Here is an 18,497-nt window from a genome sequence, read left to right on the forward strand (position 1 = left end):
ACACCGGCGGAAACTCTCGACCAATTGCTACGAGTGAGCGATACACAGGGTGTTGCGACGAGTGATTGAATCCGCCCAGTTCCTGATGATCAGAGACCGCGCTCATGGATCAAGCCATGTTGGGCGCCTGCTCAACCTGACGGAGTGGGTTCTGGACGAGGTATCGCGGTCGCAATTGTCAGAGCAAGACATCTTCACGCTCATTGTCGCAGTCGTAATGCGCGAGCGCGTGCTCTACATGCCTCTCGCGGCACTGCAGGAATTGCTCTGTCGCTCGGCTTTGCCCCCGATCGTGCTCACGGACGACCTGCCAGTCCAACGGCTGTGGCAGAACTTCGTACAGCGCAGCCGTTACGAGTATAGCGGCACCGCCGAACTCGAGCGGAGTGCGCTGCTGGACTTGGCTCTGGAAGAGCCTGTGGCGGTCAATACCTCGGTGTTACCTCTGTTGCGTCGGTTTGTATCGGAATATCAAGGTCGACTCGCTCTTGAGGCGGCATTGCTCCCGCCCCGCGCATTCAAGCTTCCGCGTGTACTTTCCGAGCGACTACCGGGCCGCCTGGGGTCGCTTGCGCCACTTCTTGCTCGTGCGGACGAAGGGACGCTGCGCGAGCTCCTCGTTGCGTTTTCAGGGAATAGCTCCATTCCACGTGAGGTTGAAGGCGCGAAGCCCGCATTGCTTGCCGCCGGCCTGCGCTGCGCGATGCATCTCGATCGATTCGCCTCGGTTTCGGGCGATGTACTTCGTCCAAAGCCGGCCGAGTTCGCTCCGGACGCTGGCGACGAATCGACGCTTCGCTCCCTAACCGAACTGAGGCATGATCGCCTGACTGATTCACGGGTGCTTCACATCGATGCCCATCCGGCGTCTGCATTTGTTTATCAAGAAGTCCTCGCATGGACGCGCGCGTTCCAGTCGCGGCTTGACGAGTGTTGGGCTGTTCTTGGCGATGTGTATGGAGACGGTCGTTTTGGGTTGAAACTTCGTACGGCTTCCACACCACTCGCGCATCCTGCACGAGCGCGCTTCGACAAAACGCTTCCTTTTGTGCCGCAACTAGCGCGACTGCGAACGGCTTCCAGCGAACTGATTCGACTGCTGACCTCACCCTTATACGGTGACAAACCTGAGGTTGGCGTGCGCGAGTTGCTGCAGAATGCGCTCGATGCGGTGCGCGAGCGCGAACATTGGCCTGAAACGGACGAAGGGGCTACCGAATCTAAATTGGGAGAATGGCATTACGACGTTCTCATAAACTTGATCTCTCCGGGCGATGCTCAGAGCCACGGGTGGCTTGAGATCGTCGACAGCGGCGTTGGCATGACGCCAGAAACGATCAGAGACTATTTTCTTCGGGTCGGTGCGTCCCTGCGCCAGGACGCTGATTGGCTTCAGCGCTTCCCTGCCCAAAGACAGGCTCAGATGCTCCGCTCCGGCCGCTTCGGGATCGGAACGCTCGCAGCTTACCTCCTAGGCAGTGAAGTGCACGTGACGTCGCGCCATGTGACTGAACTCGACGGTATGGGCACGAAGTTTGTTGCCCATCTGTCGGACACACCGATCGAGCTGCAGCGAGTGCCCGCGCCGATCGGCACGTCAATCCGAATCCCGGTGCCAGCGAGCGTGTACAACGCTCTGGCAAGAAAGGATGCGCACGCTAAATGGGATTGGTTCGCGCTCCAATCCCCACGAGTTATGCGCGTCGTTGATGGCAATGCACTCACGTCATTGGTCTCAGTGTCGGAGGAAGATCTGGCGAGGCGGGAGTGGTGCCAACTGTCCTTCGAGGGGCTTGAGCGTGTGTACTGGCGTCCGGCAACGAAGGGCGCACACCAACGGATGTGGTGTAACGGTCTGCTCGTCGAGGACACACAAGAAACGATATTCATGAGGAGATTTTCGACTGGCGGACCGTGCACCTTTGAATGTGCAGACGTAATGGTATTTGACGGTCGTGCCACGTTGCCATTAGCTGTTACTCGCGACCGGCTGGAAGGGCGCGCCCCTTACCACGACCAACTTCTGCGAGATTTTCTCCTTGATCACTGTGCGTGGCTGCTTGCCTGCGCCGCTTCGCCGATGGGTTTGGTCGTGCCTCGTGCACCGATGTGGAAGCACGTTGATGGTATGTCGCCTGGCGATGGCTGGATCGAGGCTCCGCCCTACATTGAAGTTGTAGATGGGCTACTGCCCTGGCGTGAGGCCAATATTGCGGCTTCCGGCATAGCCACTGTCGTTGCTTTCAGTGGGCGCGCGGCCAATTCATTGGATCTGCCGCAGACGGGTCAGGCGCTCGCACCCTTGCATTTCGAAATCTATGGCGGCTTCGGCCCAGAATCACGCGGGTCGGTCGCGACCAGACACATGCGGGATTTTGTTCGCGCGGTAGTTCCAGCGACTTCAGTCCATGTACTGACGAGCATTGTTGACGAAGCATTCAGAGTCGTCGGTATTGCTGACGGGTTTACTTGGCGCAGCAATGACGCGGGAGTTGAGGACGCAAGCACAGGAGTGCGAGTGTCGCTGGCCAGCCAGTTGGCAAAACGATTCGGATCGACGGTCGTTGCCTTCGCCACCGTGGAGCCGGGAGCTAGCTCTAGGCGGGACGCGCTGACGGACATCTGGGAAGAGCTGTGTCTTCCGGCCGTGATTCCGCGGGATTCGGCCGAGCGCGAACGCGTCTGTGGTAAGGCGCTGATGGCGCTGCGCGATCGTGTCAGCCGGCACATTGAGTTGTCCCAGCAGTCCGGGCGAGCGCAAGCATGATCCATGGGCTTTGAAATGGGCATTGCGGAACTCGCACTTCCCGTAAAATAAATCTCGATCCATGACCAGCATCCATCAGAGCAGTAATAAAGCGCGATAAATCTTTTCATTGAAGGACCATTCTTGGTTCCTTCACGCGCTCTTCGGCCGGAACGCGACGACGGATCCGGTCGGCTCTCCCTCGCCCATCGCCGCCTCGATCGCCTTCGCAAGTGCTGCCTGGTCGAACGGTTTTGCCAGGCGCGGCAGGCTGGATCGCGCGTCGCTGGCGAGGTCCGCATATCCCGTGCTGAGGAGAATGACCGTCTCGGGGCGCTCCGCGGCGATGGCGCTGGCAAGCTGCAGGCCGGTCATGCCGGGCATGGCATAGTCGGTCACGACCAGGTCGATGGTGCGCGTGCGGCGGAGCAAAGCCAGCGCCTCGTCGCCCGAACGCGCCTCGACCACGATGTGCCCGAGATCCTCCAGCATCGCGGCCGTGTTCTCGAGCACCAGCAGGTCGTCGTCGACGACGAGCACGGACAGCTGCCGGCCGGCCCGTGCGACGGGGGCCGGAGCCGCCATGCGCAGGTCTGGCACCGCGGTCTCCTCGGCGATCGGCAGCCAGATGTCGGCGGTCGTGCCCTCTCCGGGACGGCTCTTCAAGACGAGCCTGCCGCCGGACTGCTCGGCAAGTCCGTGGACCATCGACAGGCCGAGCCCGGTGCCTTTGCCGACGCCCTTGGTCGTGAAGAACGGTTCCTGGGCATGCCTGAGGATCTCCTCGCTCATGCCGCAGCCGGTGTCGCTCACCGAGAGCGCAACATAGCCGCTGCCCGAAAGCCCGCCTTCGCCCTGCTCCTCGCGCGCGGCGATGGTGATCAGGCCGCCGTCCGGCATTGCATCGCGCGCGTTGACCGCGAGGTTGAGGATCGCCAGTTCGAGCTGGTTCGCGTCGACCTTCACCTTCGGCAGATGCATCGGGAAGCGCGTCTCGACATCAATTCCGGCCTCGAATTTCAGCAATGACGCCATGCCGCGCACCAGCTCGCGGACGTCCACGACCGCCGGCCGCAGATCCTGCTTGCGCGCGAATGCGAGCATGCGCTGGGTCAGGGAGGCGCCGCGCACCGCGCCCTGCATCGCGTTCTCCACCAGGCGCTGGATTTTCGGATCGTCCGTCGGCAGTCGCTTCTTCAGAAGCTCGAGGCTGCCGAGAACGGCTGCGAGCAGGTTGTTGAAGTCGTGGGCGACGCCGCCGGTGAGCTGGCCGATGGTCTCCATCTTCTGCGACATCATCAGCGCTTCGCGCGCGCGATCCAGTGCTTCCTGCGCCCGTCGCCGTTCGCTGACGTCGCGCACGATGTTGGCAAAGCCGGCGATGGCGCCGCTGTCGTTGCGGACCGCGACGATCGTCGCCTCCGCCCAGAAGCGGCTGCCGTCCTTGCGCACCCGCCAGCCTTCGATGGCGGACTTCCCGTCCCGCTCGGCTTCGACGAGCGCGCGCGCGGGTGCTCCGGCCGCACAATCTTCCTCGGTGTGAAAAATGGCGTAGCTCGTCCCGACGATGTCGTCGCCATGGCCCATCAGCCGGCGCGCGCCGAGATTCCAGTTGCCCACGCGCCCGTCCGGATCGAGCATGAAGATCGCGTGGTCGACGATACCCTCGACGAGCAGCCGAAAGCGTTCTTCGCTGCGCCTCAGGACGTCGGTCTCGCGTTGGGCGCGCTCCGCCGATGCCCGGTCATAGACGGCAGCCGCGATCCCGATGCTCAGGATCATGATGGTGATGCCGGCGAGCAGGAACGCCAGCGGCGCCTGACCGACGCCGGGATGTCCCGCCTGCCGGGCCATGATGCCCGTCGGCAGGAACATGGCGCCTTCCATCGCGGAATAGTGCATGCCCGAGACCGCGAGGCCCATCACCAGGCCCGCGAACAGCCGCTGGACCGCGTTGGTGTTGCGAAAGGCGAGCCAGAGCGCCACGATCGAGGCGGTGATCGCGATCAGGATCGAGACCACGACCCAGCGGGGATCATATTGGATGAGGGCCGCCATCCGCATCGCGGCCATGCCGGTATAGTGCATGCCGGAGATGCCAAGTCCCATCGCGAAGCCGGATGCGAGCAGCGCCTGCGGGCGTCGTCCGACGACGGCAAAGGCGGCAGCGGCGACGACAATCGGAATGACCAGGGAGAGCAGAGTCAGGATTGGATCGTAGGAGATCTCGATTCCAGGCAGGCTGAAGGCCAGCATGCCGACGAAATGCATCGACCAGATGCCGCCGCCCATGGCGATCGCCGCGGCGACCAGCCAGGATCGACGTGCCCGTCCTGAAGCAGCCCGCATGCGGGTCGCCAGGTCCAGCGCTGTATAGGAGGCGAGGGCCGCGATCAGAATCGATAACGCGACCAGAACGGGATCGTGAAACGCCGCATGATGATGCATTTCGGCCAACGCTAGCCGAGCTTGCGTTCGGGCTTACGCATGAAGTCCTCCCCGACACCGAAATCGTCCGCGACACCAGAGTGAGCGCCGCAGGCGTCCACGAAGTTCGAATCGACCGTCATGGTGCACGCAATCGTGCGTTGCCGCCACTCTCTTGCCGCCACCCTCGTGGGGTCATCGGGGCGATCCCGCGGGAACCGTCCGTCATGCCGGCAGCAGACCGGCCGCGCGGTAGCTGTCGATCAAGGCGTCGTAGAGCGGGAGATCCGAGCGGCTCCGCGCAAGGAGCTGGGCGCCGGCGATGGCGGCGAAGATCGCGCGGGCGCGCGGTTCGCTCTCCCCGGGGCCGGCCAGCGCCGCGGCGGACAGGACCTTGCCCAGCCAGGCGATATTCACATCGGCAAAGGCCTGCACCTCCCGCTTCACCGCGTCCGGCAGGTCGTCATGCTCGGCAGCCATGAAGCTGCACAGGCACATGCGGTTGCCGTTCTCGAGCGCCTTGCGAAAGATTTCGGGATAGCGGTGCAGGCAGCGCCGGGGATCCGGGGTTTCGACCAGCATGGCGTCGAGCGCCGCTGCGGTGTCTTCCCAATAGCGTCTGGCGACTGCGGCGCCGAGATCGGCCTTGCTCGGGAAATGATAGTGGATGCTTGCGGCCTTGATACCGACCTCGGCGGCGAGATCGCGGAAGTTCAGGCCGCCATAGCCGTGCGCCTGTGCGGTGCGTCTGGCGGCCGCCATGATGGCTTCCCGCGCGCTGGAACTCATGTCGGCGCCTCACCGCTTCGTTATCTACCAAGTGACAGATAGGCTTTGACTGCACGATTTGGAAGGTTATGGTTATCTACCAAGTGGCAGGTAGATAAACAGAGAGGTTCCGCGATGAAGATCCATGACTGGGCCACCGGCCCTTACCCGGCCCGCGTCCGTATCGCCATTGCCGAGAAGAATCTGCGGCCGCGCATCACCTTCGTGTCGGTCAATCTGTGGAAGGGCGAGCACAAGACACCCGAGTTCCTCGCCAAGAACTACTCAGGCACGCTGCCGGTGCTCGAGCTCGAGGACGGCACATTCATCAGCGAATGCACCGCCATCACCGAATATCTCGACGCGCTCGACGGCGCGCCCGTGCTCACCGGCAGGACGCCGCGCGAAAAGGGCATGATCCACATGATGAACAAGCGCGCCGAGCTGGAGCTGCTCGACGCGATCAGTGTGTACTTTCATCACGCAACGCCGGGGCTTGGGCCCGAGGTCGAGATCTATCAGAACGCCGAATGGGGCTTGCGTCAGCGCGACAAGGCCTTCAGGGGCATGCACTACTTCGACGGCATTCTGAAGAAGCAACCGTTCGTCGCCGGCGAGGCCTTCTCGATGGCCGACATCGCGGTCATCGGCGGCCTGATCTTTGCGGAGCTGCTGAAGCTGCCGGTGCCCGCGGAGTGCGAGGCCCTTCGCGCCTGGTACGTCAGGATGCAGGAACGACCCAGCGTCAGGAACCGGGTGACGATGTCGGAGCCGGCCAAAGCGTCGGCGTGACATCGGCGCTGCGCCACCGGCCCGCCCTACGATGGTTGATCTGAAACAATGATCATCTTCAGCACAAGTGGTAGTGAGTCGTAGCTCACGACGCAGCGCTCCCCAGGCTGGTCGAGGCGATCTTCGCGTGCTGGAATCCGAGGGCTCAATGGGACGACTCCTGAATATCGTGACGCCGCTGCATACTGCGACCAAGCGCGACTACATGGGCCGCATGAACGACGACAAGATCGGCTGCTCGCTGAAGGCGCGGGAATACGAGGCCGATTACTGGGATGGCGACCGCCGCTTCGGCTATGGCGGCTACCGCTTCATCGAGGGGCGCTGGGCGCCGGTCGCCAAGGCGCTGATCGAGACCTATGGCCTGACGAATGAGTCCAGCGTGCTCGACGTCGGCTGCGGCAAGGGCTTCCTGCTGTACGAGATGCAGAAGATCCTGCCGGGCCTGAAGGTCACGGGCTTCGATATCTCCAAGCACGGTCTGGCGAATTCGCATGAGCAGGTGAGGCCGTATCTGTTCAATTATCGCGCCCAGGACGTCTATCCCTATGGCGACGGCAGCTTCGACCTCGTCATCTCGCTCGGCACCCTGCACAATCTCAGGCTCTATGAGCTCGATGCCGCGCTCAAGGAGATCGAGCGGGTCGGCAAGAACAAATACGTCATGGTCGAGGGCTACCGGACCGTTGCCGAACTGCACAACCTCGAATGCTGGGCGCTGACGGCGGAGTCCATTCTGCACACCTCCGAATGGATCTGGCTGTACGGAAAGCTTGGTTACACCGGCGATTACGAATTCATCTATTTCGAGTGACCGGGCGCGGCTCATGGATATCAAGACCGCCAAGGCGGCGATTCTCGTCGAATCGGGCAAGCCGCTGATCGTCGACGAGTTTGCCTTGCCTGACAGGCTCGAGCACGGCCAGGTGCTTGCGCACGTGCACACGTCGAGCATCTGCGGCGCACAGATCAACGAGATCGACGCCGTCAAGGGCGTCGACAAGTTCCTGCCGCACCTTCTGGGGCACGAAGCGCTGGCGACCATCGTCGAGACCGGCCCCGGCGTCGTCTCCTGCAAGCGGGGCGACACCGTCGTCATGCATTGGCGGCCGGGCAAGGGCGTCCAGTCCAATACGCCGGTCTATTCCTGGCGCGGCAGGCGTCTCAACGCGGGCTGGGTCACCACCTTCAACGAATATGCCGTGGTGTCAGAAAATCGCGTCACGCCCGTTCCCTCTTCGATCGATCGCACGAGCGCGCCGCTGCTCGGCTGCGCAGTGACGACCGCGCTCGGCGTCGTCAACAACGATGCACAGATCGCCATCGGCGAAGCCGTCGTCGTGTTCGGCGTCGGCGGCGTCGGGCTGAACATCGTGCAGTTCGCTGCCATGGTCGGCGCCCATCCGGTCATTGCGATCGACCGTCTCGACAACAAGCTGGAGATGGCGAGGCAGTTCGGCGCCACCCACACCATCAACTCCGAGGCGGTGAAGGATGTCGCCGCCGCGGTTCGGTCCATCACGGGGGCCGACGGACCCGACAAGGTGGTCGAGACCACCGGCGTCAGGAACTTGATCGAGCTCGCCTACGAGGTCACCGCCAAGAAGGGCCGCTGCATCCTTGTCGGTGTTCCCCGCGAGAAGGTCGAGATCTACACGCTGCCGCTGCACTTCGATAAGGTGCTGAAGGGCTCGGAAGGCGGGCAATGCCAACCGGCGCGCGATATCCCGCGCCTCGTTCGCCTCGACGAGGCCGGCAAGGTCAGTTACCGCGGGATCGTGACCCACCAGTTCGCGCTCGATGACATCAACGAGGCGCTGGATTTGATGCGCAGCGGCGAGTCGGGGCGGATCCTGCTCAACATCAGCTGAGCGCTGCGGCTTCCGGCTGAAGTCAATCGCGACCTCAAGTCGCGCCATCGCAGAATGCGTCAACGCATCGGAGCCTCTCGCGTGCGATCACGTCGTGGCGCGCGGCCTGCACCTCGAGGATGCCGTGGTCGCCCGCGGACGAACGGTTGTCCTGCGCCGGCGTTCTGGCCCGTCAGTCTACGGAAGCCGAATTAACCATAAAATAATGCCGGCCGATTAAGCTTCCCGCCGCCTGATTGCGGCTCGTGGGGCTTGGTCCGCTCACCCGAAAACGTCTGTCATTCAGAATGGGGACAGTTCGCCAACATGCTCAAGCTCAATCGCATTGGTTACAAACTTGGCGCCGTAGGCCTGTTCGGCATTCTCCTTTCGGGAGCCATGGTCGCCAACCAGATGGTCTCGGAGGCGACCATCAATTCAGCCCAGCACCGCGCCAGCCTGCAGCAGACGATCGCCGATCACACCCTTCAAGCAAACATTGGCTTGCGGGGCATGGAGCTGGCGGTCCGCGATATCAGGCAGTCGAAGAATCCGTCGGAGCTGGAGAAGGGTCTGGGCGACCTCAACGCCGCCTTTACCGCCGTGAGCAGGGAACTCGACGTTGCGATCGGCAATGTCGCCAATCCGCCCGACAAGGACCGGCTGCAGAAAATCAGATCCCTTGCCGCCGAATACGACAACCAGGCCGCGGACATCGGAAAGACCCAGCTCAGGATCTTCGAGATCACCAAGAGGCGGAACGACCGCTCCGCCGAGTGGACCAAGACGTTTGAAGACCTGCTGCTGTCGTCGGCGCTGATACGCGCGGCAAACCGGACCGACGTCGAAAAGGTTCTGAACGAAGCCGATTCAATGTTCAATTCGGTTCGTTCGGCGACCTGGCAATTGATCGCAACCGGCGACGAGAGCCAGAAGAACGTGATCGACAATCGTACCGGCGGACTGGATGACACGCTGGACAGTGCCAGGAGCATCGTCAGCGACGCGGGACTTCTCGCCACCATCGGTTCGCTCGCGACCATCGTGAAGAAATTTTCCGCAGCGACTCACGAGGCGATTCAGGCGGAAGCCGGCAAGAAACAGCTCGTCGAGGTCAAGGCACTGCCGGTTGCGAACCAGATCCTGGAGTTGATGCGAACGGCAGTCGACGTCGCCGAAAAGGGCGCCGGAGAAGCCAAGGCGCAGGCCGCGGCCGAGCTCGGCCAGGCGAACCGTCTGAGTTTCGTCATGGCCATCATCATGATGCTGTCGCTCATCGGTTCGGTGATCTTTACCTTCGTCGGCGTTTCAAGGCCCCTGACTCGCCTGAGTGGCGCACTCGGCAAGATGGCGGGCGGCGAGTTGACGATCGAAATCCCCGGCGCAAATCGCGGCGACGAAGTCGGCGATGTCGCCAAGACGGTCGTCGTCATCCGCGAGAATGCCGAACGGAGAGCGCGGGATGAAGCCGATGCCAAGGCGGATCAGGACAAGCGCGCCGTGGGGCAGCGCAAGGCCGACATGATCAAGCTCGCCGACACCTTCGAAACCGCCGTGGGCGAGATCGTCGAAACCGTGTCGTCGGCAGCGACCAGACTGGAAGCTTCCGCCTCGACGCTGAGCTCGACCGCCGAGCGTGCACAGGGCCTCACCACGATGGTCGCCGCCGCGTCCGGGGAAGCGTCCACGAATGTGCAGTCGGTCGCCGCCGCTACCGAGGAAATGGCGTCATCCGTCACCGAGATCAGCCGCCAGGTGCAGCAATCGGCGCGAATGGCCACCGATGCGGTCGGCCAGGCCCGCATCACCAACGAGCGGGTCAGCGAGCTGTCGAAGGCGGCAGGCCGCATCGGGGACGTCGTCGAGCTGATCAATACGATCGCGGGCCAGACCAATCTGCTGGCGCTGAACGCCACCATCGAGGCGGCGCGTGCCGGCGAGGCCGGCCGCGGCTTCGCGGTCGTGGCGTCGGAAGTGAAGGCGCTCGCCGAGCAGACCGCGAAAGCCACCGGCGAAATCGGCCAGCAGATCGCGGGCATTCAGACCGCGACGCAAGAATCGGTCGGAGCCATTCAGGACATCAGCAGAACCATCGAAAAGCTGTCGGAGATCTCATCGACGATCGCTTCCGCGGTGGAGGAGCAGGGCGCGGCGACCCAGGAAATCTCCCGCAACGTGCAGCAGGCTTCGCACGGCACCCAGCAGGTTTCCGCCAACATCACCGACGTGCAGCGTGGCGCTTCCGAAACCGGCTCGGCCTGTTCGCAGGTGCTGTCTGCGGCGCGGTCGCTGTCCGGCGACAGCAATCGGCTCAAGCTCGAAGTCGGCAAATTCCTGGACTCGGTCCGGGCGGCCTGAGGGGGCGCAGCCCGAGGTGCCGAAGCACCTCGGATCATCCGCGTAAACCTTCACGCCGTGGCGAGCGCCGGCTGCACCGGCCGCCGGCCGATCATCAGCGACAGCACGGCCGCAACGACGCCGGTTGCGCCCGCGATCATGAAGGCCTGCAGATAATCCCCCTGCGCCGAGCGCATGAAGCCGGCGAAGACAGTGGCGCTGGCCGCCCCTAACTGATGGCCGGCGACCACCCAGCCGAAGATCAGCGGCGCGTTCTTGTCGCCGAACGTCTCGTTGGCGATGCGCACGGTCGGCGGCACGGTCGCGATCCAGTCGAGCCCGTAGAACGCTGCGAACACCGTCAGGCTGACCAGGGAGAAGTCGGAGTAGGGCAGGTAGATCAGCGAGAGCCCGCGCAGGCCGTAATAGAAGAACAGCAGCTTGCGCGGATCGAAACGGTCGGTGAGCCAGCCCGACAGCGTGGTCCCGAACAGGTCGAAGAACCCCATCAATGCGAGCAGGCCCGCGGCCTGCACCTCGAAGATGCCGTGGTCGCCGCAGAACGCGATCAGGTGAGTGCCGACGAGGCCGTTGGTGGTGAAGCCGCAGATGAAGAAGGTCGCGAACAGGAACCAGAAGGTCGGCGTCTTCGCCGCGCGGACGAGGTTGCTGATCGCCGCGACGAACGGATTGCCCTGCGCCTGCGCCGCCGGCTGATCCTCATGCGGGCTGCCGTAGGAGCGCAGGCCGATCGAGGCGGGCCGCTCCGGCACCAGAACGTACACCAGCGGAATCAGCGCCGCGCAGCAGGCGGCCACCGTCAGCACCACCGGCCTCCAGCCGCCCCATTCGACCAGCGCGGCAAGGCCCGGCATGAAGATGAGCGTGCCGGTGGCGGTGCTCGCGGTCAAAAGTCCCATGACGAGACCGCGATTGCTGGTGAACCAGCGGTTGACGATGGTGGCGCCGAGCACGTTGGCGACCGCGCCCGAGCCGATCCCGGAGAGCAGCCCCCAGGTCAGGAACAATTGCCATGGCGCGGTCATGAAATAGCTCGCAGCCGTCGATGCCGACATCAGCGCCAGCGCAGCCAGCACCGTTCGGCGGATGCCGAAGCGCTGCATCACGGCGGCGGCGAAGGGACCGGCGAGGCCATAGAGGAAGATGCCGACCGCTGCCGACGACGAGATCACGCTGACGTCCCAGCCGAAGGCCTTTTGCAGCGGCAGCATCAGCACGCCCGGCGTCGCGCGCAGGCCGGCGGCGGCGAGCAGCGCCAGGAAAATCACGGCGACGACCACGAAGGCGTAGTTCGGACCGAACGGCCGCCTTGAGACGGCGGCGGATTGAACGGAGGCAGGTTGAACGGAGGAAGGGGGCATGTTACTTACCGGTACGTATTGCGATGCGGCATTCGTACGTACCGGTCAGTAACATTGTCAAGCCCATCTGGAAGGCAGCGAAACCGATGAAGAAGAAAGTCGAAGCGCCGGCGGATCCGCCGCTCCGGGCCGCCGACCGGATCCGCGCCTCCGCCAGCGAGCTGTTCTACCGCGAGGGCATCCGCGCCGTCGGCGTCGACGAGGTGGTGGACCGGGCCGGCGTGACCAAGCCCAGCCTCTATCGCAGCTTCGCCTCCAAGGACGATCTCGCCGCCGCCTATTTGCGCGACTACGATCTGAGCTTCTGGGAGAATTTCGAGCGCCCCGGCGGCAAATCCTACGCCAACGCCCGCGACCATGTGCTCGCCTATATCGGCGAGCTATCGTCGCGCGCCGTGCGCAAGGGCTATCGCGGCTGCGGCCTCAGCAACGCCGCGGTGGAATATCCCTCGCGCGACAATCCGGCCCGCCAGGTCGCCGAAGCCCACAAGAAAGTCTTTCGCAAGCGCCTGCGCGAACTCGCCGCCGCCATGGGCGCGCGCCAGCCGGCCGTGCTCGGCGATGCGCTCTTGCTGCTGATCGAAGGCATCTACGTCACCGGCCAGCAATCGGAAGACGGCCCGGCGCAGTCGGCGCTTGCGGCGGCGCAGATGTTGATTGATGCGGGTGTGAAGGCGGGGTGAGAGTGGCTGGATAGCAGATCAGGCCGCCGATAACCGCACGCGGAACTTGCTGCCGGTCGCTTCGGCGTAACGCAAGAGTGTCTTCGTGCTCGGCAGCGTTTGCCCGCTCTCGAGTCGGGCAATCGTCCACTGGCTGGTGCCCATTCGGGCAGCCAATTCGGACTGCGAGAAACCAGCCCGCAAGCGTGCCCTGAGCAGCTCAGCGGCGATCTCGAATTCCGGAGCGAGCGCGTCATACTCGGCCTTGACCTTTGGGTTGGCCAGAAGGCGAGCCTTGAGCTTCTCGAACGGGATTGTCATGTAACTTCCTTTCAATTGGGCACAATCGCCCCACGACAAGATCAGCCGGCTGTTCGAACGGGATCGTCATGTGATCTCATTGGCTCTCCGTAACGCGAGCTCGATTTCGGCGCGTGGAGTCTCTTGCGTCTTCGTTCTGAACGCGCGTACGACGACGACTCTTCGGCCGATCGCGCAAGTTCCGTTGAACAGCCTTCGTCGGCTGCGGCGCGCCGTTTTTGCTGATTTGCCTCTCGCCGACGACAGGCGGAACACGTACAGCAGTGTCGTCTCACCGCCACCCCAGCGCCGGCGCGACGTGGGTCAAGATCGCCTCGATCGCATGCGCACAATAGGCGACGCCGAGCTGGTTCGGGATCGTCAGCAGCAGCGTATCCGCCTCCGCGATCGCCTCGTCCTGCCGCAGCTGCTCGATCAGCACATCGGGCTCGGCGGCATAGGAGCGGCCGAAGATCGCGCGCGTTTGCGGATCGATGAAGCCGATCTGGTCTTCGCCACCGCGCTCGCCGCCGAAATAGGCGCGGTCGCGATCATTCATCAGCGCAAAAATGCTGCGGCTGACCGACACACGGGGCTCGCGGGCGTGGCCGGCTTCCTTCCATGCGGCGCGATAGCTGCGGATCTGGGCGGCCTGCTGCACGTGAAAGGCTTCGCCGGTCTCGTCGTTCTTCAGCGTCGAGCTCTGCAAATTCATGCCGTGCTTCGCCGCCCACACGGCGGTCGCGTTCGAGCCTGCGCCCCACCAGATCCGTTCGCGCAAGCCCTGCGCATGCGGCTCGAGGCGCAGCAGCCCCGGCGGATTCGGAAACATCGGCTGCGGATTGGGTTTTGCAAAACCCTCGCCGCGCAGGAGGTCGAGAAACACCTCGGCATGGCGCCGGCCCATGTCGGCGTCGCTCTGGCCCTCGGCCGGCTGGTAGCCAAAATAGCGCCAGCCGTCGATCACCTGCTCCGGCGAGCCGCGGCTGATGCCGAGCTGGAGCCGCCCGCCGGCGATGAGATCGGCGCTGCCGGCATCCTCCACCATGTAGAGCGGGTTCTCGTAGCGCATGTCGATCACGGCTGTGCCGATCTCGATTGTGCTGGTCCTGGCGCCGACGGCCGCCAGCAGCGGAAAGGGCGAGGCAAGCTGCCGCGCGAAATGATGCACACGGAAATAGGCGCCGTCCGCGCCGAGTTGTTCCGCCGCAACGGCAAGCTCGATCGATTGCAGCAGCGTGTCGCTCGCCGAGCGGGTCTGCGATTGCGGCGAGGGCGTCCAGTGGCCGAAGGACAGGAATCCGATTTTTTTCATGGGCGGTATCTATGGAGGATCTGGCGAGATTAGTCTTCTGACATTTGGGCGAGCTGGAAGTTCGGGTTTACAATTGGCCATAGTGCCCTCGACACCACCTGAGGCCAGATCATGGCTCGCACAGTTCGGAAATCCGGAGTGAAAGAGGTCCCGCTCTCCGAGATCAAGGACGATTTGTCTCGCTACCTTCGTGAGGCCGAGACGCAGGAGATCGTCATCACGCGTCACGGCAAGCCGGCCGGCGAGCTAATTGGATCTGAATCGGAGTACGACTGTTCCGACTACCGATTGGAGTACGATCCTCGTTTCCTGCAACGCGTTGAACAGGCACGAAGCAGCCTGCGCGGGCCGCGGCGTGAAGCTTGAGGATATCGATACGGAGTAGCGCCGGGGCTTGCTCGTCCCATACGCCCGACGATGCCATCATGCCCCTGTTTTGCCCGACGGGTCAAGCGAAATTGCGGTTTTTCGGAAATGTCACGTTGGAACGATGAGCTGAAGGCGATGACGGCCGATCCCGAGCGCGTTGCGCTTTAAGTCTTTGATTTCGCTATCCCCGGCTACTGTGCATGGGGTTGTTTTCGACATTCTTGTTGTGGCGGGCACCAACGGACCCTGGTCGCCATGATGATTTGTCACGGTGACGGCCCCGCGCGCGAGGGGCACATTCGGTCAGGGCGACCGTATGGATTTTTCGTCCTGTGGCGCGGTGCCCGTTTTCATCCGTTCATTTTCAGGAGGCGCACCATGCAGGTTTATAACGTGGTCAGGTTCAAGGTGAAGCCGGGTGAGGAAGCCGCCTTCCTCGACGCGCACCGCAACGGCAAGGCCAAATGGCCGGGCCTGGAGCACGGCGTCATCATCAAGACCGGCGAGCAGACGTTCTGCCTGATCGGCACCTGGTCCAGCCAGGACGCGATGGTCGCGGCGCGGCCCGCGATGATCAAGACACTCGATGGTTTCCGCTCGGTGCTCGAGGACCAGGGTGGCGGACGCGGCGTGACGGACGCCGTGTCGGGGACGGTGGTGCTCGATCTCTAGGAGGCGGGCGGCCCGCTACTTCATCACCCGCAGGCCCTTGGTCGTGAACCGCTGCGTCTTGTCGCCGGGGCGCACGGGTCGCCGTGTGCCGGCGGCCTTGCCGGTGCCGGGCGGCTGGTGCGCGGGGACGAGCTGGTCGGGGCGGGAGCCGATCAGGTCGGCGCGGCCCATCGCCTTCAGCGCCTCGCGCAGCACCGGCCAATTGTCGGGATCGTGGTAGCGCAGGAAGGCCTTGTGCAGGCGGCGCTGGCGCAGGCCCTTGATCGCCTCGACCTTGTCGCTGCCGCCGCGGCGCACGCCGCGCAAGGGATTGACGCCGGTGTGGTACATCGCGGTGGCCGTCGCCATCGGCGAGGGCAGGAACGTCTGCACCTGGTCGGCGCGGTAGCGGTTCTTCTTGAGCCAGAGCGCGAGGTTCATCATGTCCTCGTCGGTCGTGCCCGGATGCGCCGCGATGAAATAGGGGATCAGGTAATATTTCTTGCCGGCCTGCTCGGCCGCGGCATCGAACATCCGCTTGAACTGGTTGTAGGCGCCGATGCCGGGCTTCATCATCTTGTCGAGCGGGCCGCGCTCGGTATGTTCGGGCGCGATCTTCAGATAGCCGCCGACGTGATGGGTGACGAGCTCCTTGATGTATTCGGGGCTCTCGACCGCAAGGTCGTAGCGCACGCCGGAGGCGACCATCACCTTCTTGATGCCCTTGGTCTCGCGCACCTTGCGATAGAGCCGGATCAGATCGTCATGCGAGGTGTTGAGGTTCGGGCAGATCTCCGGGAAGACGCAGGATGGCCGCCGGCACGCCGCCTCGACCTTCGGGTCCTTGCACGCCATCCGGTACATGTTGGCGGTGGGGCCGCCGATGTCGGAGATCACGCCGGTGAAGCCCGGCGTCTTGTCGCGGATCTTTTCGATCTCGCGCAGGATCGAGCCTTCCGAGCGGTTCTGGATGATGCGGCCTTCATGCTCGGTGATCGAGCAGAAGGTGCAGCCGCCGAAACAGCCGCGCATGATCGTCACCGAGAACTTGATCATGTCCCAGGCGGGAATCTTCGCGTCGCCATAGGACGGATGCGGGGCGCGCGCGTAAGGCAGGTCGTAGACCGCGTCCATCTCGTCGCTGGTCAGCGGGATCGGCGGCGGGTTGAGCCAGAGATCGCGGTCGCCATGACGCTGCACCAGCGGCCGCGCATTGCCGGGATTGCTCTCCCGGTGCAGCACGCGTGACGCGCGGGCATAGGCTTCCTTGTCCTGCTCGACCTGCTCGAGCGCCGGCAGCCGGATCACGGTCAGGCCCTTCGTCCGCGAAGCGCCTTCATCGGCGGAATCGAGGTCGTCGGCGTGCAGCTCCGAATAGTCCTCCGGCACGCGGCGGAACAGCGCGACGCCCCTGATGTCGTCGAGCTCGCGCGGCGTCTCGCCGGCGGCCAGGCGCTGTGCGACCTCGACGACGGCACGCTCGGCATTGCCGTAGAGCAAGAGGTCCGCCTTGGCGTCGGCCAGCACCGAGCGGCGCACCTTGTCGGACCAGTAGTCGTAATGCGCGATCCGGCGCAGCGAGGCCTCGATGCCGCCGAGCACGACCGGCACGTCCTTGAACGCCTCGCGGCAGCGCTGGGCATAGACGATGGTGCAGCGGTCCGGCCGCTTGCCGCCTTCGCCGCCCGCCGTATAGGCATCGTCGCTGCGGATGCGGCGGTCCGCGGTGTAGCGGTTCACCATGGAGTCCATGTTGCCGCCGGTGACGCCGAAGAACACCCTTGGCTTGCCGAGCGCCTTGAAGGGCTCGGCCGAGTGCCAGTCCGGCTGCGCGATGATGCCGACCCGAAAACCTTGCGCCTCCAGCAGCCGGCCGATGATCGCCATGCCGAAGCTCGGATGGTCGACATAGGCGTCCCCGGTCACCAGCACGATGTCGCAGGCATCCCAGCCGAGCGCGTCCATCTCGACGCGGCTCATGGGGAGGAACGGCGCCGGCTTGCGCGGGCGCGCCTGGGCCATCAGGGGCTTTTCGGCGATGATGATCTGGGTGTCCATGCGCATACGCATAGGACTCCGGGGCCGCGAATACAACCGATCGATGGGCTGTCCCCTCCGATTCCGGTTCCCGCGTGGCGCGCAATTCGGCAGCGCCAATCGCGCGCGGGGCTGCGTCGCCGGACTGTGACACGATCCACATACGGGCCGATACGCGCCGCGTCATCCTCCCATCCGTTGCAAGGGAGAGATCCATGTTTCTGTTCGATGCGCTGCTGATCCTGGCGATGTTGTTTTTCCTGCTTCTGCCGATCACTGATCGCAGGACGGTGCGGATGAGGCTCTGCATGCTTTGCGCGCTGCTGGCGGTGTTCTCGGTCTCCGTCACCCGCGCCCCTGTTGTGTCGGTGTCGCTCACGAGCATCGCCTCAGCCCCCGAAACACCGCGCGCGCCGCGCATGCTCTTCAGCGAGCCGTCGTCCGGGCTCTCACCGCGGCCGGCATCGGATCTGCGATTGCTTCATGGGCAAGGAAATTTCTGACGGCGGTCAGCCTGCGCCAATAGTTCCATCGGCCCCGCGCCGTGGTTCATTTGAAGGAACCAACCTCGCCCGCGAACATTCTGATCTAGGCACCGGCGCGCGCTCTGCTCGCGCGGCTCGGACGATCCCGGCGCCAGTGCCCGCAACCGGATTTTTGCCTTGACGCTCGCTTCGGGGTGATGGGGGACTTGTGAGTACGGTCATAGAGAACCTGCTGGCGCGGAAGCAGAAACTCGTGGAGGAGCTCGAGAAGGCGCAAGCCGTCGAGGACCGCGACAGGATCGAGCAGCAGCTCGAGCAGGTCAACACCGCGCTGGACTTCCTGGACAGGCCGGGTCCGAACGACGGGCGGTAGAAG

At 64.0% G+C, this 18,497-nt stretch carries 16 protein-coding genes; 10 read left to right on the plus strand and 6 right to left on the minus strand.

The genetic code is table 11. The features are described from left to right. Positions 1-61 precede the first annotated feature (61 nt). A complete protein-coding gene (locus AC1RUR_RS33795) occupies positions 62-2,767 on the plus strand; it encodes an ATP-binding protein (RefSeq protein WP_492852158.1) in 2,706 nt (901 codons plus the stop codon). 132 nt (positions 2,768-2,899) lie between these two features. Here the strand turns inward: AC1RUR_RS33795 and AC1RUR_RS33800 are convergent, their stop codons facing one another. Both AC1RUR_RS33800 and AC1RUR_RS33805 read right to left on the minus strand, forming a co-directional pair. After that, positions 2,900-5,194: an MHYT domain-containing protein gene (locus tag AC1RUR_RS33800; RefSeq protein WP_492852160.1), complete on the minus strand. Its 2,295-nt coding sequence runs from the start codon at positions 5,192-5,194 to the stop codon at positions 2,900-2,902. Positions 5,195-5,398: 204 nt separating this feature from the next. Continuing rightward, the gene (locus AC1RUR_RS33805; RefSeq protein ID WP_492852162.1) at positions 5,399-5,962 is read right to left on the minus strand and encodes a TetR/AcrR family transcriptional regulator; all 564 of its coding nucleotides are present in this window, start codon (positions 5,960-5,962) and stop codon (positions 5,399-5,401) included. A gap of 114 nt (positions 5,963-6,076) precedes the next feature. Between AC1RUR_RS33805 and AC1RUR_RS33810 the strand changes: the two genes are divergently transcribed. The 4 genes from AC1RUR_RS33810 (at position 6,077) to AC1RUR_RS33825 (ending at position 10,941) form a co-directional block, all read left to right on the plus strand. Then, positions 6,077-6,733, plus strand: coding sequence for a glutathione S-transferase (locus AC1RUR_RS33810; RefSeq protein WP_492852164.1), 657 nt, complete (start codon positions 6,077-6,079; stop codon positions 6,731-6,733). 127 nt (positions 6,734-6,860) lie between these two features. After that, positions 6,861-7,547, plus strand: a complete 687-nt coding sequence (locus AC1RUR_RS33815; protein ID WP_492852166.1) for a class I SAM-dependent methyltransferase — start codon at positions 6,861-6,863, stop codon at positions 7,545-7,547. Positions 7,548-7,560: 13 nt separating this feature from the next. Continuing rightward, complete coding sequence (locus AC1RUR_RS33820) at positions 7,561-8,604, plus strand: zinc-binding dehydrogenase (protein ID WP_492852168.1); 1,044 nt, start codon at positions 7,561-7,563, stop codon at positions 8,602-8,604. Between the two features lie 306 nt (positions 8,605-8,910). Beyond that, positions 8,911-10,941 carry a methyl-accepting chemotaxis protein gene (locus AC1RUR_RS33825; RefSeq protein WP_492852170.1) on the plus strand — a complete coding sequence of 677 codons (2,031 nt, stop codon included), beginning with the start codon at positions 8,911-8,913 and terminating at the stop codon, positions 10,939-10,941. A 50-nt stretch (positions 10,942-10,991) separates the two neighbouring features. Here AC1RUR_RS33825 and AC1RUR_RS33830 read toward each other — a convergent pair whose 3' ends face one another. Further along, positions 10,992-12,302: an MFS transporter gene (locus tag AC1RUR_RS33830; protein ID WP_492852172.1), complete on the minus strand. Its 1,311-nt coding sequence runs from the start codon at positions 12,300-12,302 to the stop codon at positions 10,992-10,994. A gap of 86 nt (positions 12,303-12,388) precedes the next feature. Between AC1RUR_RS33830 and AC1RUR_RS33835 the strand changes: the two genes are divergently transcribed. Beyond that, a complete protein-coding gene (locus tag AC1RUR_RS33835; protein ID WP_492852174.1) occupies positions 12,389-12,985 on the plus strand; it encodes a TetR/AcrR family transcriptional regulator in 597 nt (198 codons plus the stop codon). 18 nt (positions 12,986-13,003) lie between these two features. Here the strand turns inward: AC1RUR_RS33835 and AC1RUR_RS33840 are convergent, their stop codons facing one another. Both AC1RUR_RS33840 and AC1RUR_RS33845 read right to left on the minus strand, forming a co-directional pair. Further along, entirely contained in the window at positions 13,004-13,285 is a 282-nt protein-coding gene (locus AC1RUR_RS33840; RefSeq protein WP_492852176.1) for a helix-turn-helix domain-containing protein, read from the minus strand. A gap of 271 nt (positions 13,286-13,556) precedes the next feature. Then, positions 13,557-14,579, minus strand: a complete 1,023-nt coding sequence (locus AC1RUR_RS33845) for an LLM class flavin-dependent oxidoreductase (RefSeq protein ID WP_492852178.1) — start codon at positions 14,577-14,579, stop codon at positions 13,557-13,559. 111 nt (positions 14,580-14,690) lie between these two features. Here AC1RUR_RS33845 and AC1RUR_RS33850 point away from each other — a divergent pair, with 111 nt between their 5' ends. Beyond that, on the plus strand, positions 14,691-14,945 hold the full coding sequence (locus AC1RUR_RS33850; RefSeq protein WP_492852180.1) for a type II toxin-antitoxin system Phd/YefM family antitoxin: 255 nt from the start codon (positions 14,691-14,693) through the stop codon (positions 14,943-14,945). 381 nt (positions 14,946-15,326) lie between these two features. Further along, positions 15,327-15,620: an antibiotic biosynthesis monooxygenase family protein gene (locus AC1RUR_RS33855; protein WP_492852182.1), complete on the plus strand. Its 294-nt coding sequence runs from the start codon at positions 15,327-15,329 to the stop codon at positions 15,618-15,620. 15 nt (positions 15,621-15,635) lie between these two features. Here AC1RUR_RS33855 and AC1RUR_RS33860 read toward each other — a convergent pair whose 3' ends face one another. Beyond that, on the minus strand, positions 15,636-17,657 hold the full coding sequence (locus tag AC1RUR_RS33860) for a YgiQ family radical SAM protein (RefSeq protein WP_492852359.1): 2,022 nt from the start codon (positions 17,655-17,657) through the stop codon (positions 15,636-15,638). Between the two features lie 194 nt (positions 17,658-17,851). Between AC1RUR_RS33860 and AC1RUR_RS33865 the strand changes: the two genes are divergently transcribed. Continuing rightward, positions 17,852-18,139 carry a hypothetical protein gene (locus AC1RUR_RS33865; protein WP_492852184.1) on the plus strand — a complete coding sequence of 96 codons (288 nt, stop codon included), beginning with the start codon at positions 17,852-17,854 and terminating at the stop codon, positions 18,137-18,139. Between the two features lie 190 nt (positions 18,140-18,329). Continuing rightward, a complete protein-coding gene (locus AC1RUR_RS33870) occupies positions 18,330-18,494 on the plus strand; it encodes a hypothetical protein (RefSeq protein ID WP_492852186.1) in 165 nt (54 codons plus the stop codon). Positions 18,495-18,497: the final 3 nt, after the last annotated feature.

The organism is Bradyrhizobium sp. GW821-FHT12B03 (assembly GCF_058807535.1).

Bases quoted from the DNA above. Each gene is read 5' to 3' on its own strand.
- AC1RUR_RS33805 (WP_492852162.1), bottom strand. From the start codon at position 5,962: ATGAGTTCCAGCGCGCGGGAAGCCATCATGGCGGCCGCCAGACGCACC.
- AC1RUR_RS33845 (WP_492852178.1), bottom strand. From the start codon at position 14,579: ATGAAAAAAATCGGATTCCTGTCCTTCGGCCACTGGACGCCCTCGCCG.
- AC1RUR_RS33860 (WP_492852359.1), bottom strand. From the start codon at position 17,657: ATGGACACCCAGATCATCATCGCCGAAAAGCCCCTGATGGCCCAGGCG.
- AC1RUR_RS33825 (WP_492852170.1), top strand. From the start codon at position 8,911: ATGCTCAAGCTCAATCGCATTGGTTACAAACTTGGCGCCGTAGGCCTG.
- AC1RUR_RS33835 (WP_492852174.1), top strand. From the start codon at position 12,389: ATGAAGAAGAAAGTCGAAGCGCCGGCGGATCCGCCGCTCCGGGCCGCC.
- AC1RUR_RS33865 (WP_492852184.1), top strand. From the start codon at position 17,852: ATGTTTCTGTTCGATGCGCTGCTGATCCTGGCGATGTTGTTTTTCCTG.
- AC1RUR_RS33830 (WP_492852172.1), bottom strand. From the start codon at position 12,302: ATGCCCCCTTCCTCCGTTCAACCTGCCTCCGTTCAATCCGCCGCCGTC.
- AC1RUR_RS33810 (WP_492852164.1), top strand. From the start codon at position 6,077: ATGAAGATCCATGACTGGGCCACCGGCCCTTACCCGGCCCGCGTCCGT.
- AC1RUR_RS33850 (WP_492852180.1), top strand. From the start codon at position 14,691: ATGGCTCGCACAGTTCGGAAATCCGGAGTGAAAGAGGTCCCGCTCTCC.
- AC1RUR_RS33840 (WP_492852176.1), bottom strand. From the start codon at position 13,285: ATGACAATCCCGTTCGAGAAGCTCAAGGCTCGCCTTCTGGCCAACCCA.
- AC1RUR_RS33820 (WP_492852168.1), top strand. From the start codon at position 7,561: ATGGATATCAAGACCGCCAAGGCGGCGATTCTCGTCGAATCGGGCAAG.
- AC1RUR_RS33800 (WP_492852160.1), bottom strand. From the start codon at position 5,194: ATGCATCATCATGCGGCGTTTCACGATCCCGTTCTGGTCGCGTTATCG.
- AC1RUR_RS33855 (WP_492852182.1), top strand. From the start codon at position 15,327: ATGCAGGTTTATAACGTGGTCAGGTTCAAGGTGAAGCCGGGTGAGGAA.